The organism is Paenibacillus oryzae (assembly GCF_001675045.1).
Classification (GTDB): Bacteria; Bacillota; Bacilli; order Paenibacillales; family Paenibacillaceae; genus Pristimantibacillus; species Pristimantibacillus oryzae.
In genome coordinates this window covers 21,930-43,507 of record NZ_LYPA01000022.1, presented here as the reverse complement: position 1 = coordinate 43,507, position 21,578 = coordinate 21,930, and the positions used below count along the sequence as shown (strand labels likewise).

The 21,578-nt window shown below is 51.3% G+C and carries 14 protein-coding genes and 1 tRNA gene; 10 read left to right on the top strand and 5 right to left on the bottom strand.

Annotated elements, in window-relative coordinates:
• Nucleotides 1-431: 431 nt before the first annotated feature.
• The 3 genes from A7K91_RS27410 to A7K91_RS00900 all read right to left on the bottom strand — a co-directional run bounded on the left by A7K91_RS27410 (nt 432) and on the right by A7K91_RS00900 (nt 2,054).
• Complete coding sequence (locus tag A7K91_RS27410) at nt 432-515, bottom strand: putative holin-like toxin (protein WP_425415633.1); 84 nt, start codon at nt 513-515, stop codon at nt 432-434.
• Nucleotides 516-871: 356 nt separating this feature from the next.
• Nucleotides 872-945 (bottom strand) — tRNA-Pro (locus A7K91_RS00905).
• 134 nt (nt 946-1,079) lie between these two features.
• Nucleotides 1,080-2,054 carry a substrate-binding domain-containing protein gene (locus A7K91_RS00900; protein WP_068678738.1) on the bottom strand — a complete coding sequence of 325 codons (975 nt, stop codon included), beginning with the start codon at nt 2,052-2,054 and terminating at the stop codon, nt 1,080-1,082.
• 140 nt (nt 2,055-2,194) lie between these two features.
• Between A7K91_RS00900 and A7K91_RS00895 the strand changes: the two genes are divergently transcribed.
• The 3 genes from A7K91_RS00895 to A7K91_RS00890 are packed head-to-tail and all read left to right on the top strand — an operon-like array spanning nt 2,195 to nt 5,572.
• Entirely contained in the window at nt 2,195-3,010 is an 816-nt protein-coding gene (locus A7K91_RS00895) for a polysaccharide deacetylase family protein (RefSeq protein ID WP_068678736.1), read from the top strand.
• 47 nt (nt 3,011-3,057) lie between these two features.
• Nucleotides 3,058-3,243, top strand: coding sequence for a hypothetical protein (locus A7K91_RS26800; RefSeq protein WP_211274490.1), 186 nt, complete (start codon nt 3,058-3,060; stop codon nt 3,241-3,243).
• Nucleotides 3,212-5,572 (top strand): ATP-dependent helicase, encoded by a 2,361-nt coding sequence (locus tag A7K91_RS00890; RefSeq protein WP_068678734.1) that lies wholly within the window; start codon nt 3,212-3,214, stop codon nt 5,570-5,572. The genes A7K91_RS26800 and A7K91_RS00890 overlap by 32 nt, the downstream gene beginning before the upstream one ends.
• 92 nt (nt 5,573-5,664) lie before the next feature.
• Here A7K91_RS00890 and A7K91_RS00885 read toward each other — a convergent pair whose 3' ends face one another.
• The gene (locus A7K91_RS00885; protein WP_156739224.1) at nt 5,665-6,795 is read right to left on the bottom strand and encodes a hypothetical protein; all 1,131 of its coding nucleotides are present in this window, start codon (nt 6,793-6,795) and stop codon (nt 5,665-5,667) included.
• A gap of 74 nt (nt 6,796-6,869) precedes the next feature.
• A complete protein-coding gene (gene argS, locus A7K91_RS00880) occupies nt 6,870-8,621 on the bottom strand; it encodes an arginine--tRNA ligase (protein WP_068678729.1) in 1,752 nt (583 codons plus the stop codon).
• 1,485 nt (nt 8,622-10,106) lie between these two features.
• Here argS and A7K91_RS00870 point away from each other — a divergent pair.
• From A7K91_RS00870 to A7K91_RS00840, 7 genes are all read left to right on the top strand, one after another.
• The gene (locus tag A7K91_RS00870; RefSeq protein ID WP_068678726.1) at nt 10,107-10,997 is read left to right on the top strand and encodes a carbohydrate ABC transporter permease; all 891 of its coding nucleotides are present in this window, start codon (nt 10,107-10,109) and stop codon (nt 10,995-10,997) included.
• A 19-nt stretch (nt 10,998-11,016) separates the two neighbouring features.
• Nucleotides 11,017-11,853, top strand: coding sequence for a carbohydrate ABC transporter permease (locus A7K91_RS00865; RefSeq protein WP_068678746.1), 837 nt, complete (start codon nt 11,017-11,019; stop codon nt 11,851-11,853).
• 61 nt (nt 11,854-11,914) lie between these two features.
• Nucleotides 11,915-13,678 (top strand): cache domain-containing sensor histidine kinase, encoded by a 1,764-nt coding sequence (locus tag A7K91_RS00860; protein ID WP_068678724.1) that lies wholly within the window; start codon nt 11,915-11,917, stop codon nt 13,676-13,678.
• A complete protein-coding gene (locus A7K91_RS00855; RefSeq protein ID WP_068678723.1) occupies nt 13,675-15,309 on the top strand; it encodes a response regulator transcription factor in 1,635 nt (544 codons plus the stop codon). The genes A7K91_RS00860 and A7K91_RS00855 overlap by 4 nt, the downstream gene beginning before the upstream one ends.
• 154 nt (nt 15,310-15,463) lie before the next feature.
• On the top strand, nt 15,464-16,864 hold the full coding sequence (locus A7K91_RS00850; RefSeq protein WP_068678721.1) for an ABC transporter substrate-binding protein: 1,401 nt from the start codon (nt 15,464-15,466) through the stop codon (nt 16,862-16,864).
• Between the two features lie 132 nt (nt 16,865-16,996).
• Nucleotides 16,997-19,126 (top strand): alginate lyase family protein, encoded by a 2,130-nt coding sequence (locus A7K91_RS00845; RefSeq protein WP_068678719.1) that lies wholly within the window; start codon nt 16,997-16,999, stop codon nt 19,124-19,126.
• Between the two features lie 20 nt (nt 19,127-19,146).
• Complete coding sequence (locus tag A7K91_RS00840) at nt 19,147-21,576, top strand: hypothetical protein (protein ID WP_068678717.1); 2,430 nt, start codon at nt 19,147-19,149, stop codon at nt 21,574-21,576.
• Nucleotides 21,577-21,578 lie beyond the last annotated feature (2 nt).

Genomic DNA, 21,578 nt, shown 5'->3' with positions numbered 1-21,578 from the left:
GGGTTTTCAGGATTTTTGAGTACATTTGCATGACACCTATGAAACTTCCATCAATTGGGACGAACTGCATAAGTCATGTTATATAGATTTAAAAATATATAGGTTGAACAAAAGAATGCAGCGAAGAGGGCCGCTATGTGAAAAGTTCTTCTGGTCGCAGTAGTTGCGAAATCAAGCAAGCTGTTTAATCGATACGTTTATTTGGCGATTGAACGGGACCGCTACGGATGCATAGGAAGCTGACATTAAATGAGTTCATATTAATACATTATGAGTACATATTGATACTTTTTGAACTCAATGCTAAAATGGAAATACAAAGGAGCCATGCGGGAACATGACTCCTAGGGCAATAGCCGCTTTTAAGGGCGGTGGCTAAACGAAACGAAGTATAGACGACAAATTGACCGTTATCCTTGTTCGAGGGCGGTCTATTTGTCGTTTCTAAATGACAGCATGGCAACAATTAATATGCCGAAAGTAAGCATTAACATGAGTGCTTCATATACTGTCATATAGGCATCCCTCCCTTCTTCGAGAGGTAGCCGACCGCCCATATAAGCCATTCTATTGCCTGTCCAATTATAGCACAATTTGTCATAGAGGAGTAGCTGATGCTACAATTCTTGTGGAAATTATTGGAGGCGGTTTAACGTTGGATTCAGATTCAATACTATGCTTTGATAAGTTGCCAAGTTTCCGATCATCCATTAAAGTTTTAATTCCAAATTTAAGCAACAAAAAAACCACTCCCCATTGGATTGTTTTATCCAAGTGTGAAATGGCCATCTGTCCCAATACGGTATCCCGTACTGACCACTAAATTAATTAGTGTATAAAAACTGCTGCAAGCCTTGATACTGCTAAAAAATCGGAGTAACACGATTCGAACGTGCGACCTCACCCACCCCAAGGGTGCGCGCTACCAGGCTGCGCCATACCCCGATAAGCCGGACATAGAGTCCGATAGCCACTATTATAATAGCCGCCGCCTCAATTGTAAAGACTGGAAGGCGGCTTTAGCTATTTTTGTGCTATCGGCTTACAGCATGCAAATAGTATGGTCTTAATTGTGTTGATTACCCCTCCAGCCAAACGGTGCCCGTAGAGGAAAAATCATAGCCGGACAATGCCTGAAGCTCTTTTTTGAAGGCTTCCGATGCCAATATGTCCAGAATGGCCTGAATGCGCCGCAGATTATCAGGCCGTTTTACCATAACCAGGTCATAGCGCTCCTGAACAAGCGGAATATACCGGATGCCTTCAATACCGGAGGACGCTTTTTCTGTTCCAATGCCAACGTCGGCTTCACCCAATGAAACCTGAGCGGCAACGGAGAGATGATTGGTAAAAATGTTATCGTATCCCTCGATCTGATGCGCAGCTATGCCAAGCGTGCGCGTTATTTCATCCAGCAGGACACGCGCGCCAGAGCCTCGTTCGCGGTTAGCCAAGCGGAGGCCGGGCCGGGTCAGATCATGCCAGGTTTTAATCCCTTTAGGATTGTTGCGGGCCACGTAGAAGCCGGAGCTCCGCGTCATCACATTAACGACCACATAACGAAAGCCGGTTAACAGCTTGCGAACATAGGGCAAATTGTATTCTCCGGTATCTCCGTCCAGCAAATGTACGCTTGCGGCGTCCGATTCCCCCTTGTAAAGAGAAATCAGGCCGTCCATGCTGCTGGATTGGGAGCGCAGGGGGCGCAAGCTGGATATCCGCTGCTCCAGATGGCGGGTCAAAATATCCAGGCTGGTATCCTGTCCCGACAGAACAAAAGAACGCTGTGAAGCGTTGACTCTGCCGCCTTCACGCTCGCCTGTCAAAGGTTGATCCTCCAAAATGCGATTTGATTCACGGGAGGCGATAGCCTGGGTTCTTCCTGTTTTGCCCTGCTGCTTGTACGCTTCCAGATCGCTGGCATCCACCCTCATTTGCTTTCCGACGCGATAGGAGGGCAGCTCCCCTTTATTAATAAGCTCATAAACCTTTAATTTAGATATTTTGAGCAGCCCGGCAATTTCGCTGGCTGTATAAGATTCCTCGTGAGACATCGTCCCATCCTCCAAACGCCGTAAGTTGCTTTTATCCTTTATTGTATCATATTTGCCTTTTTAAACGGACCGGAGGGCGAATCGGCCCGTCCTTTCATGGTATACTTGCATCAAAGCTATGAATAAAGGGGAGACAGAACATGGGAGCAAAAAGAATCAAGTTCGACTTATTTCCGGAAGGACTGCGCAAAGCGGTCGTATTCAGCTTTGACGACGGACGGGTACATGACCGCCGGCTGGTGGACATAATGAACGATTGTGGGCTTAGAGGAACGTTTCATTTGAACTCCGGCGTATTCGGAAAAGAGGGCTACATCGAAAAAAGCGAGGTTGCGGAGCTTTTTAAAGGTCACGAGGTTTCCGCCCACTCCGTCACGCACCCGTTTTTACAGCAGACGCCAAATGAATTGATTATAAAAGAAATGATAGAGGACCGAGCGGCGCTTGAGGAGCTGACAGGGCAGGTTGTGCGCGGCATGAGTTATCCTTTCGGCACCTACGATGATCGGGTTGTTGCGATGCTGCCCGGCCTTGGCATTGAATACGCCCGCACCGTAAACAGTCACGGCGGCTTTCATATGCCTGAGGATTTGCTCCGCTGGCATCCTACCTGCCATCACAAAGAAATGGCTGAAAAAACGGAAGCCTTCCTGTCATCCACTCCGTACTTCAGCTACATGGAGCTGCTTTTTATATGGGGACATAGCTATGAATTTCAGGATGACGATAATTGGGAGCTGATGGAGGAGACGGGCAAACGGCTGGGCTCACGCAAGGATGCTCCTCCTGTCTGGCATGCAACGATGTCGGAAATTGCAGCATACCGCAAGGGGCTGGCCGAGCTTCGTTTTGGAGCAAATGGCAGCCTTGTTCATAATCCTTCAGCACTGGAGCTGTGGATTAGCGTGGACGGAGAAGCGGTCAAAATAGGCTCGGGACAAACGCTGAAGCTTTAGAAACTATAGAAGCAATAAACGTAAGTGAAGTGAGTGAAGTAAGTGAAGTGAGTGAAACAAGTGAAACAAGTAAAGCAAATGAAGTAAGTGAAGCATTAGATGCAAGTGCAGCAATAGAAGCATCAAAAGCTTATGAGGTAGATTTGGTCCGGGCTACAGGGAATTCAAGCTGTTCAGGCTTGTTTGGCGAAAGGGGAAGGCATGAAGGCTTTACAAACATTTTTGGAGCATAAAAAGTCGGAGCTGGGCGTGGAGCTGAATCATGTTCAGCAGCAGGCTGTCGAAGCAACAGATGGCCCTCTGCTGCTGCTTGCTTCTCCCGGCTCCGGCAAAACGACAACCCTGATTATGCGAATCGGGTATTTAATTGAAGGAAAAGGCGCGGCGGCGGAGCGGATCAAGGCAGTGACGTTCAGCCGCGCGGCCGCGCAGGATATGAAGGAGCGTTTTCGGCGATTTTTTCCCGGGCTGCCGATGGTGGACTTTTCGACTATTCATAGCTTGGCTTTCGAGGTGGCAAGGGAGCATTTGCGGGCCGAAGGAAAGGGCTATCGGATCATTGAGGGCGGGAGCGAGGAAGGTAATCAAGCGCAGCGTGAAGGAGCTGCGGCGGGATATGGCTTTGATGCCTATGGCAACCCTGCCCATAAACGGACCATTCTTCGCGCCTTGTTCCAGGAGACGGCAAGGGAAAAGCTTGCCGACGATCAACTGGAGGAGCTGTCTACCTTTATCAGCTATATCAAAAACAAAATGCTTCCCCGCGACAAATGGTCAACCGGTAACTGCCGGGTTCCGCATGCGGAGACGATTGCTCAGCTTTATGAGGATTACAAAAATCGCAATGCCCGGGAGCTGCTGCTGGATTTTGACGATATGCTGACGATTGCCAATTCTGCTTTGGAGCATAACGGGGACATGCTGCGGCGTTACCAGAGGCGCTACGATTATGTGCTGACCGACGAAAGCCAGGATACGTCGCTTGTGCAGCACAGCATTATCGAAATGCTGGCGCGAAGCCATCGCAATTTGTGCGTAGTGGCGGATGATGACCAGTCCATTTACAGCTGGCGGGGGGCTGAGCCGGCTTATTTGCTTGACTTCAAGGAAGTGTATCCCGAAGCCGTCATTCTGTTTATGGAGCAAAATTACCGCTCGTCCCGTTCCATCGTGGCCCCGGCTAATGCTTTTATCAAGCGCAATTTGAGCCGTTACCCCAAGGAAATGTTTACGGAAAATAGCGACGGGGACCCTATTGTGTTCAAGCAGCTCGCCAGCTATCGCAAGCAAGCCAAATATTTGGCCCAGCAATTGCAAAAGGAAACAAAGCTGTCGGAGACTGCCGTGCTGTTCCGCAACCAATCGTCCTCCATCATGCTGATGAACGAGCTGGACCGGGCGGGCATTCCCTTTTATATGAAGGATGCGGATAACCGGTTTTTCTCCCACTGGGTGGTCGAGGATGTGCTTAACTTCATGCGGATGTCCTTTACGGACAAAAGACCGGATTTGCTGGAGCGCATCCACCTCAAATTCAAGGGCTATATCTCCAAGCATCAGATGGCGGTAGTGAAGGAAATTAACAATAACGAATCCGTCTTCGACAATCTGATCCGTTTTGTGGCGCTTAAGGATTATCAGGAAAAGCTGCTGATGGAGTGTAAGGATATTTTCAAGGAAATGAAGGAGATGCCGCCGCTTCATGCTATTCGGGTTATCCGTGATCGCTTGGGCTATGAAAAAGCGCTGGAGGGCATGTGCGAGCGTCTGGGATTTCGCAAGGATTATTTGATCGGCATCCTCAACAGTCTGGAGGATATTGCGGAGGGACTGGAAACGCTGGCTGATTTCGCGGCCCGGCTTCAATATCTGGAGCAGCTTTTAAAAATGGCCAAGGGACGGCGCGGCCAAAATGCCGTGACGTTGTCCACCTTCCACAGCTCCAAGGGACTTGAATTCGACAGGGTCTATATGGTGGATTTGATCGACGGCATCATTCCCGGCGCAGAAGACAGCAAACGCGGCCCTGACGGCAGTCAGCCGCTTTTGGAGGAGGCCGTTCGCCTGTTTTATGTCGGCATGACCCGGGCGCGCCATCATCTGGAGATGATCGCTTATTCCAGCAAGGATGGAGAGCGGACTGCGCCTTCTCCCTTCATGGAGGCGGTGCGTAATATTGTACAGCCGGAACGGACAGCCTTGCAATTCGGGACTGATTCCGGGGGCAAAAGAGGGCTGGCCGGAGCATCAACTGGGACTTATGCCGCTTCGCCTAAAGGCGTCAAATACGGCTCTGCCGCCGCCCGCGCGGCAGAAGCGCAGGATGGAGGAACGGCTCCGGCAAATCCGGATGCCATCGCCGACCGCTCCGGCCTGTTTGCCGGAGCGGCTGTCCGCCACCGCGTGTTCGGTCGCGGTATCATTGAAGAGGTCGGCGATGACAGCATCCATATCCGCTTTGGCGACAAGCCGGTAAAATCGTTGTCCATCGCCATGTGTCTGGACAAAGGGCTGCTGGAGCCAATGGAAAACCCGGAATCCAATGAATCGGAGCAGTCGTAGAGCTTTGAGGGGAAGCATTGAACAGTGAGGTTAGTGAGGCTGCACTTAATCTAGTAGTTCCCATAGAGAGCCCTAAAGCTGTATTTTAAGAGTTATGACGTTGGCAAAAGATCGTCTATTTTGGACGGGAGGTCGTCATAGAATGTTTTAACGGCAGGCATGAAGAGATATGCGTTACTTTGATCTTTCATCATAAGTTGATCCTTTGTGGAGACAAGGGTCTCCAGTAATCCGGCGATCAGCTTGGCGGTTACGGTATCGGGAAATTCCTTCATCGTTTCCCCATAGCTTTCTCTAACCTCGGCGTTCAGTTTCAATGTGGTGTAATCATAGACCAGTGTATTTGGCGTATGAGCATTTCCAAGATAGACGTTTAGATACATGTCGAACAGCTCTCGCACGCGGCTTTCTTCAGAAGCATCAGGATACTTCTGAAGGAATGACTCCGCCCGCAAAGCGCGCTGGGCCAATTCATCCCATGAAATCAGAAGGCCTCCATCTTTGGCAAAGGGTTGTTCTGCTTCGATCCATTCTATTTCGATATATTGGTTCATTGTTTCTGAAAGCCATTTGCCGAATTGCATCTGGCGGTTGTAATCAATCAACGGCTCAAATGTTCCTTGCGCGAGACCAAGTTTATATCCACTCATGGATAGCTGCAAAATAAATTCTCGCGCTTCATCATCAAGTATAGCAGCAGCCGCATTTTCATCAACAGGCCATTGCAGCGAATAATCATACATCTTATTTATTAACTTCTCCTCTATAGAATAATAGAGGTAGCTCACATCATCCAGATTGCGAGCATAAAAGGTCTGGAGCTCACTAAGCATGGCATCTGCTGTTTTCTGATCAGCCTTCTCGATATGGACTGTAATAAAATCCATTATAGGAGTCGCCGTCTCGGCATTCTGAGCAATATCTTGAAGCTGATCAAGCAGTGTCGCTGATTCAAAGCCTGGATTTTCTGCTGAATGAACCCCTGGACTGCCGGACGGCTCAGTTGCTTTGGCTATAACAGATTCCGAGAAAGATATTCCAGTATTGTCATTGCCGGAAGTGCCGCTGCCAGGGATACCTTTGCCGGAAACCCGGATGCCGTTTCTTTTCTCCTCCGAATTTGTCGTTCCGACCAAGCCGCATCCTGTGGTTGCCAATAAGGCGAGGACGACGCATCCTGCTGCAATCTTCTTCCTCTGGTTAAGCCGCTGTGAGAGGTTCACCTGCCATCACACCCCTGATCATTACTTATACTAATCAGAAAGACGCAATATAAATGAAAAATGTTTTAAAAAAGTTAAATTTCTTCAGGTGTCTGCAATCCAAGCAGGTTCAGGCCCCGGCCCAACGTTTGGCCCACGGCGCGGACCAGCTTTATTTTGGCCGCTTGCTCCTCTTCTGTACCCGACAGCACCTTGATATGGTGGTAAAAGCGGTTGAAGGATTGAGCGAGATCCAGCAAATAACGCGCTAGAACGGAAGGCTCGTAACGGGATGCAGCTTGAACCAGAGCTTCTTCGTATTTGCCCACCGTAACCGCCAAATTCCAGGCAAAATTGTTTTCCATCAGGCTAAAGTCGGCAACTATTTCATTATCCGCTGAGCCGTGTTTGGGAGCGCCAGCTTCCTTATTCATGAAGCTGCTTGCGGCTTTTTTGACAATGCTGGCTGTCCGTGCGTACGTATATTGCAAATACGGCCCCGTTTCGCCATCAAAGTTCAGCACCTCCTGCAAGGAGAAGTCAACGTCCAGCGTACGCGTATTTTTTAAATCGCCAAACACGACGGCACCTACACCTATAGCTTCGGCAACGGCATCCGCATTCGCCAAGCCGGGGCTTTTGCTCTGAATCAGCGCTCTGGCGCGATCTACGGCCTCGTTGAGTACATCCTCGAGAAACAGCACCTTGCCTCTGCGGGTAGACATCTTTTGTCCCTCCATACGCATCAGGCCAAAAGGAATATGCTTGCATTCGCTGCTCCATTCAAAGCCCATCTTGCCAAGCACATGAAAAACCTGCTTGAAATGCAGCGCCTGCTCGCCGCCTACTACGTAAAGCAGCGTATCGGCTTTCATTTCATTGCGGCGGTAAAGCGCAGTTGCAAGATCGCGCGTCGCATAGATGGATGTGCCGTTTGATTTGACCATAATACACGGCGGCATGCCGAATTCCTCCAGGCTTACAACCATTGCGCCGTCGCTTTCCTCCAGCAGCCCTTTTTCCTTCAATTGCTCCAGCACTGGCTCCATTTTGTCATTGTAAAAGCTTTCGCCAAGATAATGATCGAACGAAACGCCGAGCCGCTCGTACAGCTTGCGGAACTCCTTAAGGCTTTCCTCCACGAATCCGAGCCACAGGCTATGCGCAGTTTCGTCCCCTTGCTCCAGCCGTTTGAACCATTCCCGTGCTTCATCCTCCAGCTCCGGCTTGCTTTGCGCCTCATCGTGGAAACGGACATAAAGCTCCAGATACTTTTTGATGATGGAGGTATTCTCATTGGCGTTTTGCGGAGTATCGTTTTGCGTAGATTCCCCGCCCCAGCGCAGCCAGGCCGTAATCATTTTGCCGAATTGGGTGCCCCAGTCGCCCAAGTGATTGACGCTGATCGTTTCGTAGCCCGTTTCGCGCAAAATGCGGTACAAAGCGTTTCCGATCATGGTGGACCGCAGGTGCCCGATGCCAAACGGCTTGGCGATATTGGGCGAGGACATGTCGATAATTACGCGCTCTCCCTTGCCGATATCCGGTTTGCCGAAGGAGCCATTTTGGATGCGCTCCAGCAATACGGAAGCATGGCTCCGGCGATTTAGCCGGAAATTGAGGTAAGGGCCCGCAGCTTCGGCGATCCAATCGGAATCCTTTAATTCCTCGGCAAGCTCCATGGCGATGTGCTGGGGGCTTTGCTTCATCGTTTTGGCCAGCGTAAAGCATGGAAGGGCGGCATCGCCCATATCCGGGTTTGGCGGATATTCCAGCAGTTTGATAATTTCGTCCCGTGTCATTGGAAGCTTCGTTTCCAGCGCCTCCGCTAGCTGTTCTCTGATCATAATGTAACCTCCCTATGGTAATGGATACTTTGAACTCTGCCTGCTTCTTTTGTAATGCCCATTTGTATGGATTTGCGTACAAAATGGTCCCCACGTTGGCTGCTGTGCAAATGGTCCCCGCGCTGGCTGTCGAGCGCTGTTTTGTATGAAGGATCGTACAAAAAGGACTCCGCGTTGGCAGTCGAGCGCCGTTTTGTATGAAGGATCGTACAAAAAGGACTCCGCGTTGGCTGTCGAGCGCTGTTTTGTATGAAGGATCGTACAAAAAGTTCTCCGCGTTGGCTGCTCAGCGCCGATTTGTATGAAGGATCGTACAAAAAGGACTCCGCGTTGGCAGTCGAGCGCCGTTTTGTATGAAGGATCGTACAAAAAGGTCTCCGCGCGGTCTGCTCAACGCCGTTTTGTATGAAGAATCATACAAAATGGCCCCGCGTTGCCGGGGTATCACGTAAAGTAAACTGCAGAAACGTGTTGTTGCGCGTTACGTGTACATGAACGCAAAAAAGCCCCGTCTCTAGTCAAAGAGACGGGGCTGAACCCGCGGTGCCACTCTAATTATTCCGGGGCCGGCGGCCTCGAAATCGCTCTGTGCGGTAACGGCGCAAAGCCGGACAAACCTACGTGCAGCGGCGCTTGGAATAAGCAAGCTTGCTAAGTGCAACAGCATGCTTTTAAACATGAGCATGATTGCTTAGCAAGAACATGCTATTGAACGTGAGCATGATTGCTTAGCAAGAACATGCTTTTGATCATGAGCATGATTGCTTAGCAAGAACATGCTGTTGAACGTGAGCATGATTGCTTAGCAAGAACATGCTGTTGAACGTGAGCATGATTGCTTAGCAAGAGCATGCTGTTGAACGTGAGCATGTTGCTTAGCAAGAACATGCTGTTGAACGTGAGCATAGATGCTTGCTATGGGCATGTTCCCTGTGCATGAGCACAATCGCGCGGCTGTTTCGGAAAGCCATCTCCCGGGTCCTCTTCCTTTGACGCTGGTTGACCGGCTCCCACCCTCCCGGCTCGCTTGGCAACGCCCGCGGCAAACTACTGTCCCGTTCGCAGATATTATTCATCATTATAAGCGTTTGGCAGAAGAAAGCAACAAATTCCTGCTGAATGAATGTAGATTGAACAAATAGTATTGGTTATGTAGTTTACAAAAAGTAGTGTCAGTTTTTGCAGATTGCTAATTGAATTGAAACACAAAAAGTCCAACCTAAACCTGCGTAGCCGCAACAATAGTTGTTTTATCCCCCCTGCTTCATGAATTGCCCCGTCCCGTCTGTAAGGCCCCTTAATTTACAATGAAGACACGACAAAAGAAGAAACGATTAAGGTATACAAAGCTAGTTAAAAGAAACAAAGCACCACAGATCACCAAGCAGCACTTAAAAGAAACAAAGCACCACAGAGCACCAAGCAGCACTTAAAAAGAAACAAAGCACCATATACCGTAACATGATACTAAGGGGAGATGAGGGCATGCATAGAAGTAAACTCGGAGCTTATTTGTTCAGCTTTCCCAGCTTTTTTCTGACCGTGGCGTTAGGCCTGTATCCCATCGTTTGGGCGCTTCGATATATGTTTTTTGATTATCAGGGCTACGGCACGCCGCGTTTTATCGGACTCGACAACTTTGCCCGCGTGGGAAGGGATGCGGAGTTTTGGCATTCTGTCGGGAATACATTCGTCTATGCCGGTGGCAAACTGATTATAACGCTGCCGCTATCGCTTATCCTGGCTGTTATTCTTAATCGGAAGCTGCGCGGCAGACATGTGTTCAGGGCAATTTTTTTCCTGCCTACCATCTTTAGCGCATCCGTTATGTCCATCGTCTTTTACATCGTATTTAATTCCTATAACGGCGTTATCAATCAATATTTGCTGAAGCTCGGCATCGTATCCGCGCCGGTTGACTGGCTGGGTGCGGGCATGGCTATGCTGACGACTATCATTATTGCGGTGTGGGGAGCGGTCGGGAACTATATGCTATTGTTTCTCGCCGGATTGCAGAGCATTCCCGAGGATATCTATGAAGCGGCTTCGCTGGATGGCGTCAATCCCGCCCAGCGGCTCTGGTATATTACCATTCCCATGCTGGGACCTGTGCTTCAAATGATTGTTATGCTGGCCATTACTGTTTCTCTTAAAGGTTATGAAAGCATCATGGTGCTTACAGAAGGCGGCCCGTTCGGCAAAACAGAGGTTATGTATCTTTACCTGTACAAGCTCTTTTTCCCGCTTACGACCACCGGAACCTCCGTTCAAAATATCGGATACGGCAGCGCAGTTGGCTTTACAACGGCCGTTATCGTGGGCTTGATTACATGGATGTACTTCTGGATGTCCAAAAAGCTTAACAGCATATACTAAGGGGGAAACCATCATGTCCATGTCCATTCGCAAAATTATTCTCCGCATTCCGGTCTGGCTTTTGCTGCTGACGACCTCTGCGCTGATGCTGTTTCCAATCATTATTGCTATATTGGGATCACTAAAAACCAATCTGGAGCTTACGACGGGGGCAACCTTCCTGCCCTCTACGTGGGAATTCAAAAACTATCTCACGGCATGGACGCAGGCTGATTTTTCCGCCTTTACCTTCAACAGCTTGTTTGTATCTGTATTTGTTACTGTCGGCACGCTGCTTGTGGCGGCGATGGCCGCTTACGCGGTGGACAGAGTGGCCTTCAAAGGAAAAAGGATTTATATCCTGCTGCAATCGTTCACCCTTTTTATTTCCATCGGCGCGGTTGTGCTTCGCCCGCAATTTGATCTGATGGTTTCTATTGGATTGCAGAAATCATTATGGGGTGTCATAATCATTCTAATTAGTGCGCACGCAACCGCTTTCTTTATGGTTATCGGCTTTTTCCGGGGCATTCCCAAGGAGCTTGATGAAGCGGCGCTGATTGACGGCTGCAACTTCTACTCTATCTTCTGGCGGATTATTTTGCCGCTCCTGAGGCCCGCTTTGGCGGTAGTTGCGCTGTTTACCTTCAGAGGAGCCTGGAACGAATATATTTTGCCGCTTGTGTTCTCCCTGACTCGTCCGGAATTACAAACGCTGCCTGTTGGACTGGCTGGCCTGCGCTACGGGGCGGGGGCCGCGGTTGAAAACCAGCTGATGCTGGCCGGCGCTTGTATCTCCATTTTGCCGCTCCTGCTCGTTTATCTGTTTGCCAACCGTTCCTTTATGCAGGTGAATGTAGGAGCCGTCAAGGGTTGATCCATCCGCAAAGATAGGGCATCCGCATATAGAGGAATCCACAGATAAAGGCGATGAACGAATGAAGCATTTTTTTCGGAAAATGTCGCTGAAGCAGCGGCTTTGGGTTTCGTTTGTTTTATTAACTGTTGTTTGCATATCCGCCACGGGAACTTATGTTTCCGTGTTTTTTTCTCATGAAATGGAGCTGCAAGCGACCAAAACAAGCCAGGATACGCTGAACAGAACGGCGCAGGTGCTGGATGAACGCTTGAGAAATATCGTGGTGCTCGTTTCAACGCTGATGATGGGCGAGCCTTTTCAGCAAACGATGAAGGACGTTCAGGGAGATAGCGGAAATAACTATTTTTATCATCTTTCGCAGATGCAAACCGCCTTCGCCCAGCTTATGGTAGCGGATCAGTCCATTGATACGGTGCTGCTGCACACGCCAATCGGAGAATTTTATCCCACCGAAAATTCCCGAAGCGGGCGGGCGTTTGAAGACACGCTTTTATATGACAAAATTAATACCGTAAATGGTCCATGGAACATGCTATGGGTACCCGGACACGACGAGGAGCTGTTTCGCAGAGGCAATCCCGTTATATCGCTTATTATCAAGCCGCTGTTCGAAAATCCGGTTGCATCGACCTATGTCATAGTCAATATTCGCGAGGAATACTTGGAGAAGCTAATTATGTCCAATAGGAGCGAAACGAGCATTAATCAGCTGATCATTGATCGGAAAGGACAAGGCGTATTGTCCTCCATCAACAATCCGGTTAACGATAATTCCCGTATCTACGAGCAATCCGGTGATGACAGCAAAGGGAATTTTGAATACCGCAACGCGTCAGGAGAGCTTTTTCTGGTCAACTATGCCGCACTTGGCATGAATCCCGATTGGGCGATTGTAGGTTATCAGTCCAAGTCCGAGCTGCTGCGGCCAATTAGCCGGATGCGATGGACTATATTGACCATTATGGGGGCATGCGTTCTGTTGGCGCTCATTATGTCCAGCATGCTGTCGGAGCTGCTGCTCAAGCCGCTGTTCAAGCTGCGCAACCTGATGATGAAGGTGGAGCGGAACAAGCTGGATGTCCGGTTCGAAAGCGCCTTTGAGGATGAGATTAGCCAGGTGGGGCACAAGTTCAACCGGATGCTGGAGCAAATTCAGGAGCTGCTGGAGGAGGTCAAGGTTTCGGAGCAGGCCAAGCGCAAGTCGGAGATCAAGGCGCTGCAGGCGCAGATTGATCCCCACTTTTTGTACAATACGCTAAATACAATTTATTGGAAAAGCGAAATGGAGGAAAGCCAGGCTGTCGGGGAAATGATTGTATCGCTGTCGCTGCTGTTCCGGCTAGGTTTGAACAATGGCAAGGAAATAACGACGCTGCGTCAGGAGCTTGAGCATGTGGAGCAATATTTGAAGCTGCAGGCCATGTGTTATCCCGATTTGTTCCGCTACGAAATCAAACCGGCAGAGGACAGCCTTCTAGCCTATCCCGTACTCAAAATAGTGCTGCAGCCGCTCGTCGAAAACTCCATCCTGCACGGCTTTCAAGAGCTGCCTCATCAGGGCCGAATCGTCATTGAGGCCATTGAGGCCGACGGTTTGCTGACGCTTATAGTAACCGATAACGGAACCGGCATGGATGCGGCGCAGGTCGAGCGCCTTTTGAACCATCCTCCCGACAAGCTGGACAGCTATGCGCTTGCCAACGTGAGATCGCGGCTAAAGCTGTATTACGGGGAAAAAGCCGCCATGGAGCTTTACAGCGAACCCGGCGTTGCAACGACGGTTAAACTGACTATTCCCATACACGAGGTGATTCACGAATGAGCGCAATCACGATATGTATAATCGATGACGTAAAGGCAGTAATCGACGGCTTGCTGAAAAAAATACCGTGGTCGGAGCACGGTATCGAAATTGCGGGTACGGCGATGAACGGTCAGGAAGGGCTGGAGCTTATCCGGGAGCGGAAGCCCGATATCGTTTTGACGGATATCCGCATGCCGGGCCGGAGCGGTATCGACATGATTCGTGAGATGCGGAATGGCTCCGAGCCGGAGGCCAAGGTCATTTTTTTCAGCGGGTACTCCGATTTTGAATGCGCCAAGGAGTCTGTCCGTCTCGGAGCGTTCGATTATTTGGTGAAGCCGTTCACCTCGGCTCAAATTCTGGAGGTGGCGCTGCGCGCCAAGGCCCAGATCGAGGCGGAGCGTTTGGCGCGTTCAAACCGCATGGAGCTGGAGCGCAAGGTCCGGGAAAGCCTGCCTTACCTGAGACAGGAATATTTCCGCTTGCTGATCCGGCATGGCGAGCTGCCGGAGCGTGCGGGTGAAAAGTGGGATTTTCTCGGCATCGAGCTGGACAAAAGCGGATTTGTAGCCATGGTAGCCCAACTAGACGGCTTTATGGATGAAAACGCCCGTTTATCTGTGCGGGAGGTGGAGCTTGCCCGTTTTGCGGTGCAAAATATTATGGAGGAGACCTTCCGCAAGGAAACAAAAGGTGTTGTATTCAGGGAGCATTTGGGACAATTTGTCCTGCTGCTTAATCTGAAGGAAGATAGCCAGGCGATGGCGCTGGCGGAAGCATGCCGTCACAATGTCAGACAATACGCCAAACGCGAGCTTTCGATCGGAGTAGGCGGGCCGGTGGATGGAATCTGCGACATTTCGTTATCCTACGAGCAGGCCAAAACAGCAATCAGCTATCAGTTCTACTCCGACGGCGGCTGCATCATATCCTACAGCGATATTGCCACGCAAGCCCATATCACCCCTCAATATTCGCTGGACAAGGAAGTGGAGCTGCTTTATTGCCTGCGGTCGGGAAACCGGGAAGGCGTCGAGAGCTTGCTGGATGCCATTTCGGAAGAGTGCTTGCGATACCCGGCGCCGCCGGACCCGGAAGTCATGACCAATCTGTTCTATGGCTTGGCGTTTACCATCTACCGGGTTGTGGCCGAAAAAGCGGATGACAAACAAAGAGTGTGGCTGGACGAGAGGTTAAGCGTCATCAAAAAGGGCAGGTATTCCTCCACCTCGGATCTGATTCAGGATGTAAAAGCGTTGGGCATGACGGGCTGCGAGTGGGTGCAGAAGCGGCAAAAAAACAATGTGGGACAGCTGATTCACCAGTCCTTGAGTTATATAGCCTCCAAGCTTGGCAGCGAGCTGACCGTTCAGGAATGTGCGGGCGTAGTGCATCTTAGCCCCAGTTATTTCTCCAATCTATTCAAAAAGGAGACGGGAATGACCTTTATGCAATACGTCACTTCGGCCCGTATGGACAAGGCGAAGGAGCTGCTGCTGGAGGGTATGCAGGTGCAGGATATTACGTTTGAGCTAGGCTACAAGGACCGTCCTTATTTTACCGAGCTGTTCAAAAAGCACACAGGATTAACGCCTACGGAATTCCGGGGCAAATATGGACAAGCTTCCTTGCACGGGGAATCAGAGTGATTTTACCCTCCCTAAATCGTATCTTTGTCCTTCATGGACATAAAGCGTTCGATGCTACAATGAGGTCAGCAAGCAGGGCTTGACCAAGGCTTCCGCAAGGAGACTGCGGCGACAGGAGGCCTTATGCTTGTCAAACAAAGGGGAGGTTAGACAGATGAAAAAAAGAATGCTTGCACGTAGCTCGTTTCTGATCTGTTGCTTGCTGGTGACTGCGCTTACACTGGCGGCTTGCTCCACAAACAAAGGTTCCGATCCGAAGCCTGAGGAAAGCGCGGGGGCGACTCCAAAAACAAAAATCGCTTATTGGACGGCGGATCGGCATGATATGGATTATATGCAGAAAAAAGTGGATGAATATAATGCAACAAACACCGATAATATCGAAGTCGAAATGAAGGTTATGGCCGACAACTACAATCAGGCCGTTGAAGTAGCATTTGCGAGCAACCAGGCTCCCGACGTGTTGAAAATTTATGATTTTCAGACCTATGTCAATAAAGGCTATTTGACTCAGCTTGACGGCTTGCTTAGCGCCGATCTGATGGCAAAGTTTGACGGCTTGCTGGTGGACAACGTCTACAAGCTGAATGGAAAAGTGTATACGCTGCCCAATACCGGCCAGTTCTGGCGCTTGCTCTACAATGTGGATTTGATGGAGAAAGCGGGTTATTCCGAGCCGCCTAAAACGTTGGATGAAATGGTGGACGCAGCCAAAAAAATTACGGAGCAAGGCAAGGCGGAGGGCATTTACGGCTTCGCGAGCAACTTCAAATCCGGCTCCGGCTTTACTCGTCCGGCTTTTGCCAGCGGCACGCTTGACTCGGAAACCGGCCATGAGGGCTACAACTTCCAGACGGGAGAATTCGATTTTGGCATGTACCGCGATATTAGCGAGGCGCTTCGCCAAATCAAAGTCGACGGCAGCTTGCTGCCGGGGGCTGAATCGCTGGATATCGATCCGCTGCGCGCCCAGTTTGCTCAAGGTAAAATTGGAATGTATGTTAACCATTCCGGCGAACCGGCGGTCTATTCATCGCAATTCCCGACCGATATTAACTGGTCGACTGCCCCGGTGCCAACCAAAGACGGCGTAATCGACGGCGTAAGCTGGGTAAATGCGACGGGTTATGTAGGCATTAGCGACAAGTCCGAGAATAAGGAAGCCGCGGCCAAGTTTGTTGAATATCTGTACAGCGAGGATTTACGCGTCGATTATCAGGAAAAAGGCCTTGGCTTGTCCGTGCTGCCATTCGTCAACGAAAAAGCGGGCAAACCGGAGCTGAAAGGAATCGAAGGCTTCCTGCCGACTCAATACGACGGTATTTATCCGGCAACTCCTCTTTCCATTACGGAAACCAAGCTGGAAGGAAAGAAAGCTGCGGATCTGTTTAACGAATATATTTTGACTGGAAATCAGGATATTGAAGCCGTAATCTCCGATTTGAACAGCCGTTACGGCAAGGCGCTTGCAGCCGCAAGATCCGAAGGTTTGACCGATATTAAAGCCGATCCTTCGTTCAGCGCCAAAAAGCTGCAAGGCACATTAGGCAAATAAGCATCAGGAACAACTATTAAGCATCCCGGAATAACCAATAAACTTCAGGAATGAACCTTTATAATATCTAGTCAGGAGGCTGTCCCAAGGGGCAGCTTCTGCTGCTATCACGCAAAAAGATGAGGAGAGAGGATGGGGGCAGTGGAGGACTACTTGTTTTTTGAACCGGGACAGAGAGCGGAATGGGGGAAGACGTTTGCGAGGTTATTTCCTGTGCAAGCCAAGCAGGCGATCATTGAGGCGGAACGCTGGTGCCAAAGCGGCGAAATACTATGGAAAAATCAACTGATCGACTTGGGCACGCCAATCAATTGGCTGTACAACCCAACGGGAGACAAGGAATTTACTTGGGGAATCAACCGCTTCAAGCATCTCCGTTCCTTGGGTATTGCCTATGCCTGTACCGGCGATGAGAAATATGCCGCCAAGGCGCTGGAGCATATCCTGAGCTGGATTGAAACGCAGCCTTGTCCCCATGGCCTGCCTGCCGAAGAGCTGACCTATTTCCAAAGGCCGGGTCCCTGGCGTCTTCTGGAAACAGGACTGCGCCTTCGTCAATGGACGTATGCCTATCATTTTTTCGATGGATCGGACAGCTGGACGGAGGAGGGGAAAAGCCGCTTCCTGGCATCGGTCAAGGAGCACGCTCATTTCCTCGCCGATTATAAAGCCAGCATCGAAATCAATCACTCCATTATGCACATGATCGGCTTGCTCAGCGCCGCATTGACCTTTCATTCCTGGGAGGAAAGCGGGGAGTGGACCAAAACGGCGATCCGGCGGCTGGAGGAATGTATTGCCGTTCAGGTGCTGCCGGACGGCGTACATGCGGAGTTGACGCCTCATTATCATATGGTGTCTCTGGAGCTGTTCGTCGATTGCGCGGTCATGCTTAAAAAACGTGGTATGTCATTTTCGGAGCGTTATGAGGATATATTGGCCGGGATGGCCCGGTTTGCCTATTCCATGAAAAGGCAGGACGGCAGCATGGCTCCATTTGCGGATTCCTTCGCCAATCAGCCCCCTGATCTCAACGCCGCGGCATTGTATTACAAACGTCCCGAGCTGCTGCTGCACGACCAGCTTCACGAGCAGATGTGGACCGTCGGGCCGGATGACATCCATGCTCTGGTTGCGGCGGCGGAGGAGACAGCGGGTCTGAACAGAGAAGCTGCCTGGAACGTTAAGGCAGGAGAAGCGACAACAACTGGAGTAGCGACTGAGCCAAACGCAAGCGCCGATAAATCGATGGAGGCGGGGGAGGCTCCCCGTAACTCGCTTGTGGAGCTGCCGTTTGCATTCCCGCACGCGGGGTATTACGGCCTTGGCGGGGGCGGCCAGCAGATGATCTTTGATGCGGGCGCCCTTGGTGGTCCGCATGGTCATGCCGATGCGTTGTCGTTTGAGCTATGTGCTTTTGGGGAAGCTTTGTTTGTTGATCCCGGAACATACACCTACATGGAAAATCCATGGCGCCGCTACTTCAAAAGCACCGCCGCGCATAATACCGTCCTGGTCGACGGCCAGGATCAGACGCCTTATTTGCGTACGCAGCGCTGGGGCGCGCCCGAAGCTTCGGTTGCTCTTGTCCGGTGGGAGCCGGAGCAAGGCTTGATATGCGCGGAGCATGACGGCTATGCCCTGCGCGGGGTCATGCATCGCCGGGCGGTCTGGTTTCTGGACAGCGGGGAATGGGTGATTCTTGACCGGCTTGCTGCGGAGGCCGGGACGGAGCATGTGTATCAGCACAGACTGCATGCCCGCTTGCTGGAGTGGGACGTCAAGCGGCTGAATGCCGATACCGGCGGTCAACAAGAGACCGTTTGCTATTATGCGGATGGAAGCGGGCCGGACATTGGGACGGAGCGGCAGAAGGCGGAGCCGCAGAAGACGCAACCGCAGAAGTCGGAAGCACAGAAGACGCAACCGCAGACGCAACCGCAGACGGAAGCGCAAAAGACAGGGCTGCAAGCTCCGCAATTGCAGGGCTGCGAGCTTCTTCTATTTGGCCCCCAAGGAATGGAGCTGGATGTCGAGGATAGCTGGGAATCGGTGCATCCCATGACGATGACGCCGCTGAAGGTTGTGCAAGGGCTGTCGGCATCGGATAAGGGAAGCTGGTTTGCTACGGTGATCAAGCCTCATGCAGGGAGCAAGGGACTGGAGCCATCCCATTGGAGAATTCAGCAGGACGAAGCGGGAAGTCCGGCGCTCCTGTTAAGAAGGAACGGCGAAGAAAAGACGTTTGTTTTGCCTGAATAAGGACATAGGGGGCCAGTACAATGGACAAGCAAAGCGGTTTTTTGACGCATTATCTCGTCTCGGGACCACGGATTAGCCACTTTGACGGACACGCCAATCGAAGTCAAAACGGCATTCAGTACGAGCAATATTTGAGATCGCTTGTTGCCGACCGAAATCAGGAGCTTCCTGTCCGCGCGGAGGATATTGCGCTGGGCAAAGCAAGCAAGCTTGGAGAGCCGTGGGAGTTTTTGTACCCCTGCAGCGGGCTTGTCAACTTCAGCCATTTTGCGCTAACGCTGGGCAAGGTGGAATTGCTGGCTTCGACCGTCCTTCATGCCGATGAGGAAGTGGATGCCGCCGCCTTGCTCTGGACATACGCGGCAGTGGATGTGTGGCTCAACGGCGAAAAAACGGCTTCGGTGCAAGATCCCGTCTACAAGCCAATCGGGAAGACGGCCATGACGCTTCGACTGCGTAAGGGAGAAAATAATCTGGTTGTGTCCATGCAAAATCTTGCGGTGCGGGATACCCGCTCGATTTTTGGCATTCAACTGCTGGACGGACTGGACAAGCTAACGGCAGGCGTGCCGGATACCGAAGCCGCCGCTCCGTTTCTGAGTCTGGACCGCTGGCTGTCGGGCATTGGCTATAGAGAAGGGCAGCTTTTGCTTCCCCCCGATCCTCCATGCCGGGTGTTCCTTGCTTATGGGGATGAAGCGGAGGGTGGTCAGGAGATTACCGATATCTCCATCCCCGGCTCCATTGAAGAGAGTGTACCGTTTCAAATTCACGACGGTGCACCGTTTGCCGTAGTGTACGGAGTGATTGGAGACAATAAACTGAGCCGTAAAATCGAGCTGCTGCACAATCAGCGCCCCGTTTACCGCGAGGGAGTTGACCGTGAAACGGTTAAAAATGAGCTGTTTCGCGAGCTGGCGCAAATTGGAGCCGGGGAAGTTTTCCAGCCGCTGCGATTTGGTCTGTTTTACGTGCTGGCGCGCTGGAATTTGGGACTGAGAGCTCCATGCGACGAGCAGCATATCTCGCGGGCGTTGGGTCAAATTGAGCAGCGCGAGGATTGCTCAGATTTTTTCCTGGCAGGTTTGCTTCGCCTTATGGCGCAGCATGAGCTGCCGGAGGCGCTGGAGCAAAGAGCGGAGCGCGCTATTTTGAGCTACCGGTATTGGATGACAGAGGAAGGCTCCGATGCGATGTGCTTCTGGAGTGAAAACCACGCGCTTATGTTTTACATTTGCACTTATATGGCGGGAAAAAAATACCGGGACCGGCATTTCGACAGATCGGGACGAAGCGGTCTGGAGGTTGAGGAGGTTGCTCTGGGCAAAATCCGCGAATGGCTGGAGGATGTAGAGCAGTGGGGCTTCGAGGAATTTCTGAGCGCCGATTATATGTGCGTTACGATGGGCGCGCTGCTTAATGTGGCGGATTATATGGACGAGCCGGAGTCGAGCCGGGCGATGGCGCTCATTGATTCCATGCTGGCGGCATTCGCCCGCCATACGTTCCGGGGCTCTATCATTGCGCCGCAAGCCCGCATTTATCGTTCGGTTATCCTGCCGTTTACACAGGCGGCCCAGTCGCTTATGCATTTGCTTGAGCCAAAGACGCCGGCCGGAAACAGCGAGTGGCTTGTCTTTTTGATGAACAGCCGTTATCATCTTCCTTATTCCGTCAGCGAGCTTATGGATGCGCCGCTGGAGACAGCGTACCGGACGGGAAATGCCTGGGTGAAGCTGAACAAGCAGAGCCGGTACATGCTGACTTCGGTACAGTCGCCGAGATGGGACGAGCCGCAAGTATTTTGGGATAATATCAGCTTTGATGAAGGGGTGGACGTGGAATCGAACGACTATGTAAAGTCGTTTAACGAAAGGTTTCACGGTACGACGCGCTTCGAGCCGGGCGTGTACGGGTATCAGCAGCATATGTGGTACGCCGCGCTGGACAACGATACGGTTATCTTCAGCAATCATCCCGGCGAGCTTGCCGACGAAGGCGGCATGAGGCCCGGCTATTGGTACGGCAACGGCATTATGCCGGCCATCCGGCAGGCTGGCAGCGTGCTAGGCGCTATTTACGAAATCGCGGACGATCATCCCGTAGCGTTTACGCATCTGTTTTTCCCGGAGGACAAGCTGGACGGCTTTGAACGGGACGGCCATTGGCTGTTCGGCCATAAGGACGGCGGCTACATCGGCATCTGGTGCAGCGAAGGGCTGACGCCTCATGACGACCTCCTGTTCCATTGTGAATACCGGGCGTACAATCGGCTTTCCGCCTATTATTGCAAGCTGGGCTCCCGCGAGGAGTACGGGAATTTCAATGCTTTCCGCGAGGCTTGTCTGAGCCTTGCGCCGCAGTTTAATCCGCGGACGCTGATGCTGGAGGCAAGCGACGGGTACAGTTTGACCTTTATTCGTCATACAAACAAGACGCAATACGTGTAAGC

Bases quoted from the DNA above. Each gene is read 5' to 3' on its own strand.
- A7K91_RS27410 (WP_425415633.1), bottom strand. From the start codon at position 515: ATGACAGTATATGAAGCACTCATGTTAATGCTTACTTTCGGCATATTA.
- A7K91_RS00900 (WP_068678738.1), bottom strand. From the start codon at position 2,054: ATGTCTCACGAGGAATCTTATACAGCCAGCGAAATTGCCGGGCTGCTC.
- A7K91_RS00895 (WP_068678736.1), top strand. From the start codon at position 2,195: ATGGGAGCAAAAAGAATCAAGTTCGACTTATTTCCGGAAGGACTGCGC.
- A7K91_RS00890 (WP_068678734.1), top strand. From the start codon at position 3,212: ATGAAGGCTTTACAAACATTTTTGGAGCATAAAAAGTCGGAGCTGGGC.
- argS (WP_068678729.1), bottom strand. From the start codon at position 8,621: ATGATCAGAGAACAGCTAGCGGAGGCGCTGGAAACGAAGCTTCCAATG.
- A7K91_RS00870 (WP_068678726.1), top strand. From the start codon at position 10,107: ATGCATAGAAGTAAACTCGGAGCTTATTTGTTCAGCTTTCCCAGCTTT.
- A7K91_RS00865 (WP_068678746.1), top strand. From the start codon at position 11,017: ATGTCCATTCGCAAAATTATTCTCCGCATTCCGGTCTGGCTTTTGCTG.
- A7K91_RS00860 (WP_068678724.1), top strand. From the start codon at position 11,915: ATGAAGCATTTTTTTCGGAAAATGTCGCTGAAGCAGCGGCTTTGGGTT.
- A7K91_RS00855 (WP_068678723.1), top strand. From the start codon at position 13,675: ATGAGCGCAATCACGATATGTATAATCGATGACGTAAAGGCAGTAATC.
- A7K91_RS00850 (WP_068678721.1), top strand. From the start codon at position 15,464: ATGAAAAAAAGAATGCTTGCACGTAGCTCGTTTCTGATCTGTTGCTTG.
- A7K91_RS00845 (WP_068678719.1), top strand. From the start codon at position 16,997: ATGGGGGCAGTGGAGGACTACTTGTTTTTTGAACCGGGACAGAGAGCG.
- A7K91_RS00840 (WP_068678717.1), top strand. From the start codon at position 19,147: ATGGACAAGCAAAGCGGTTTTTTGACGCATTATCTCGTCTCGGGACCA.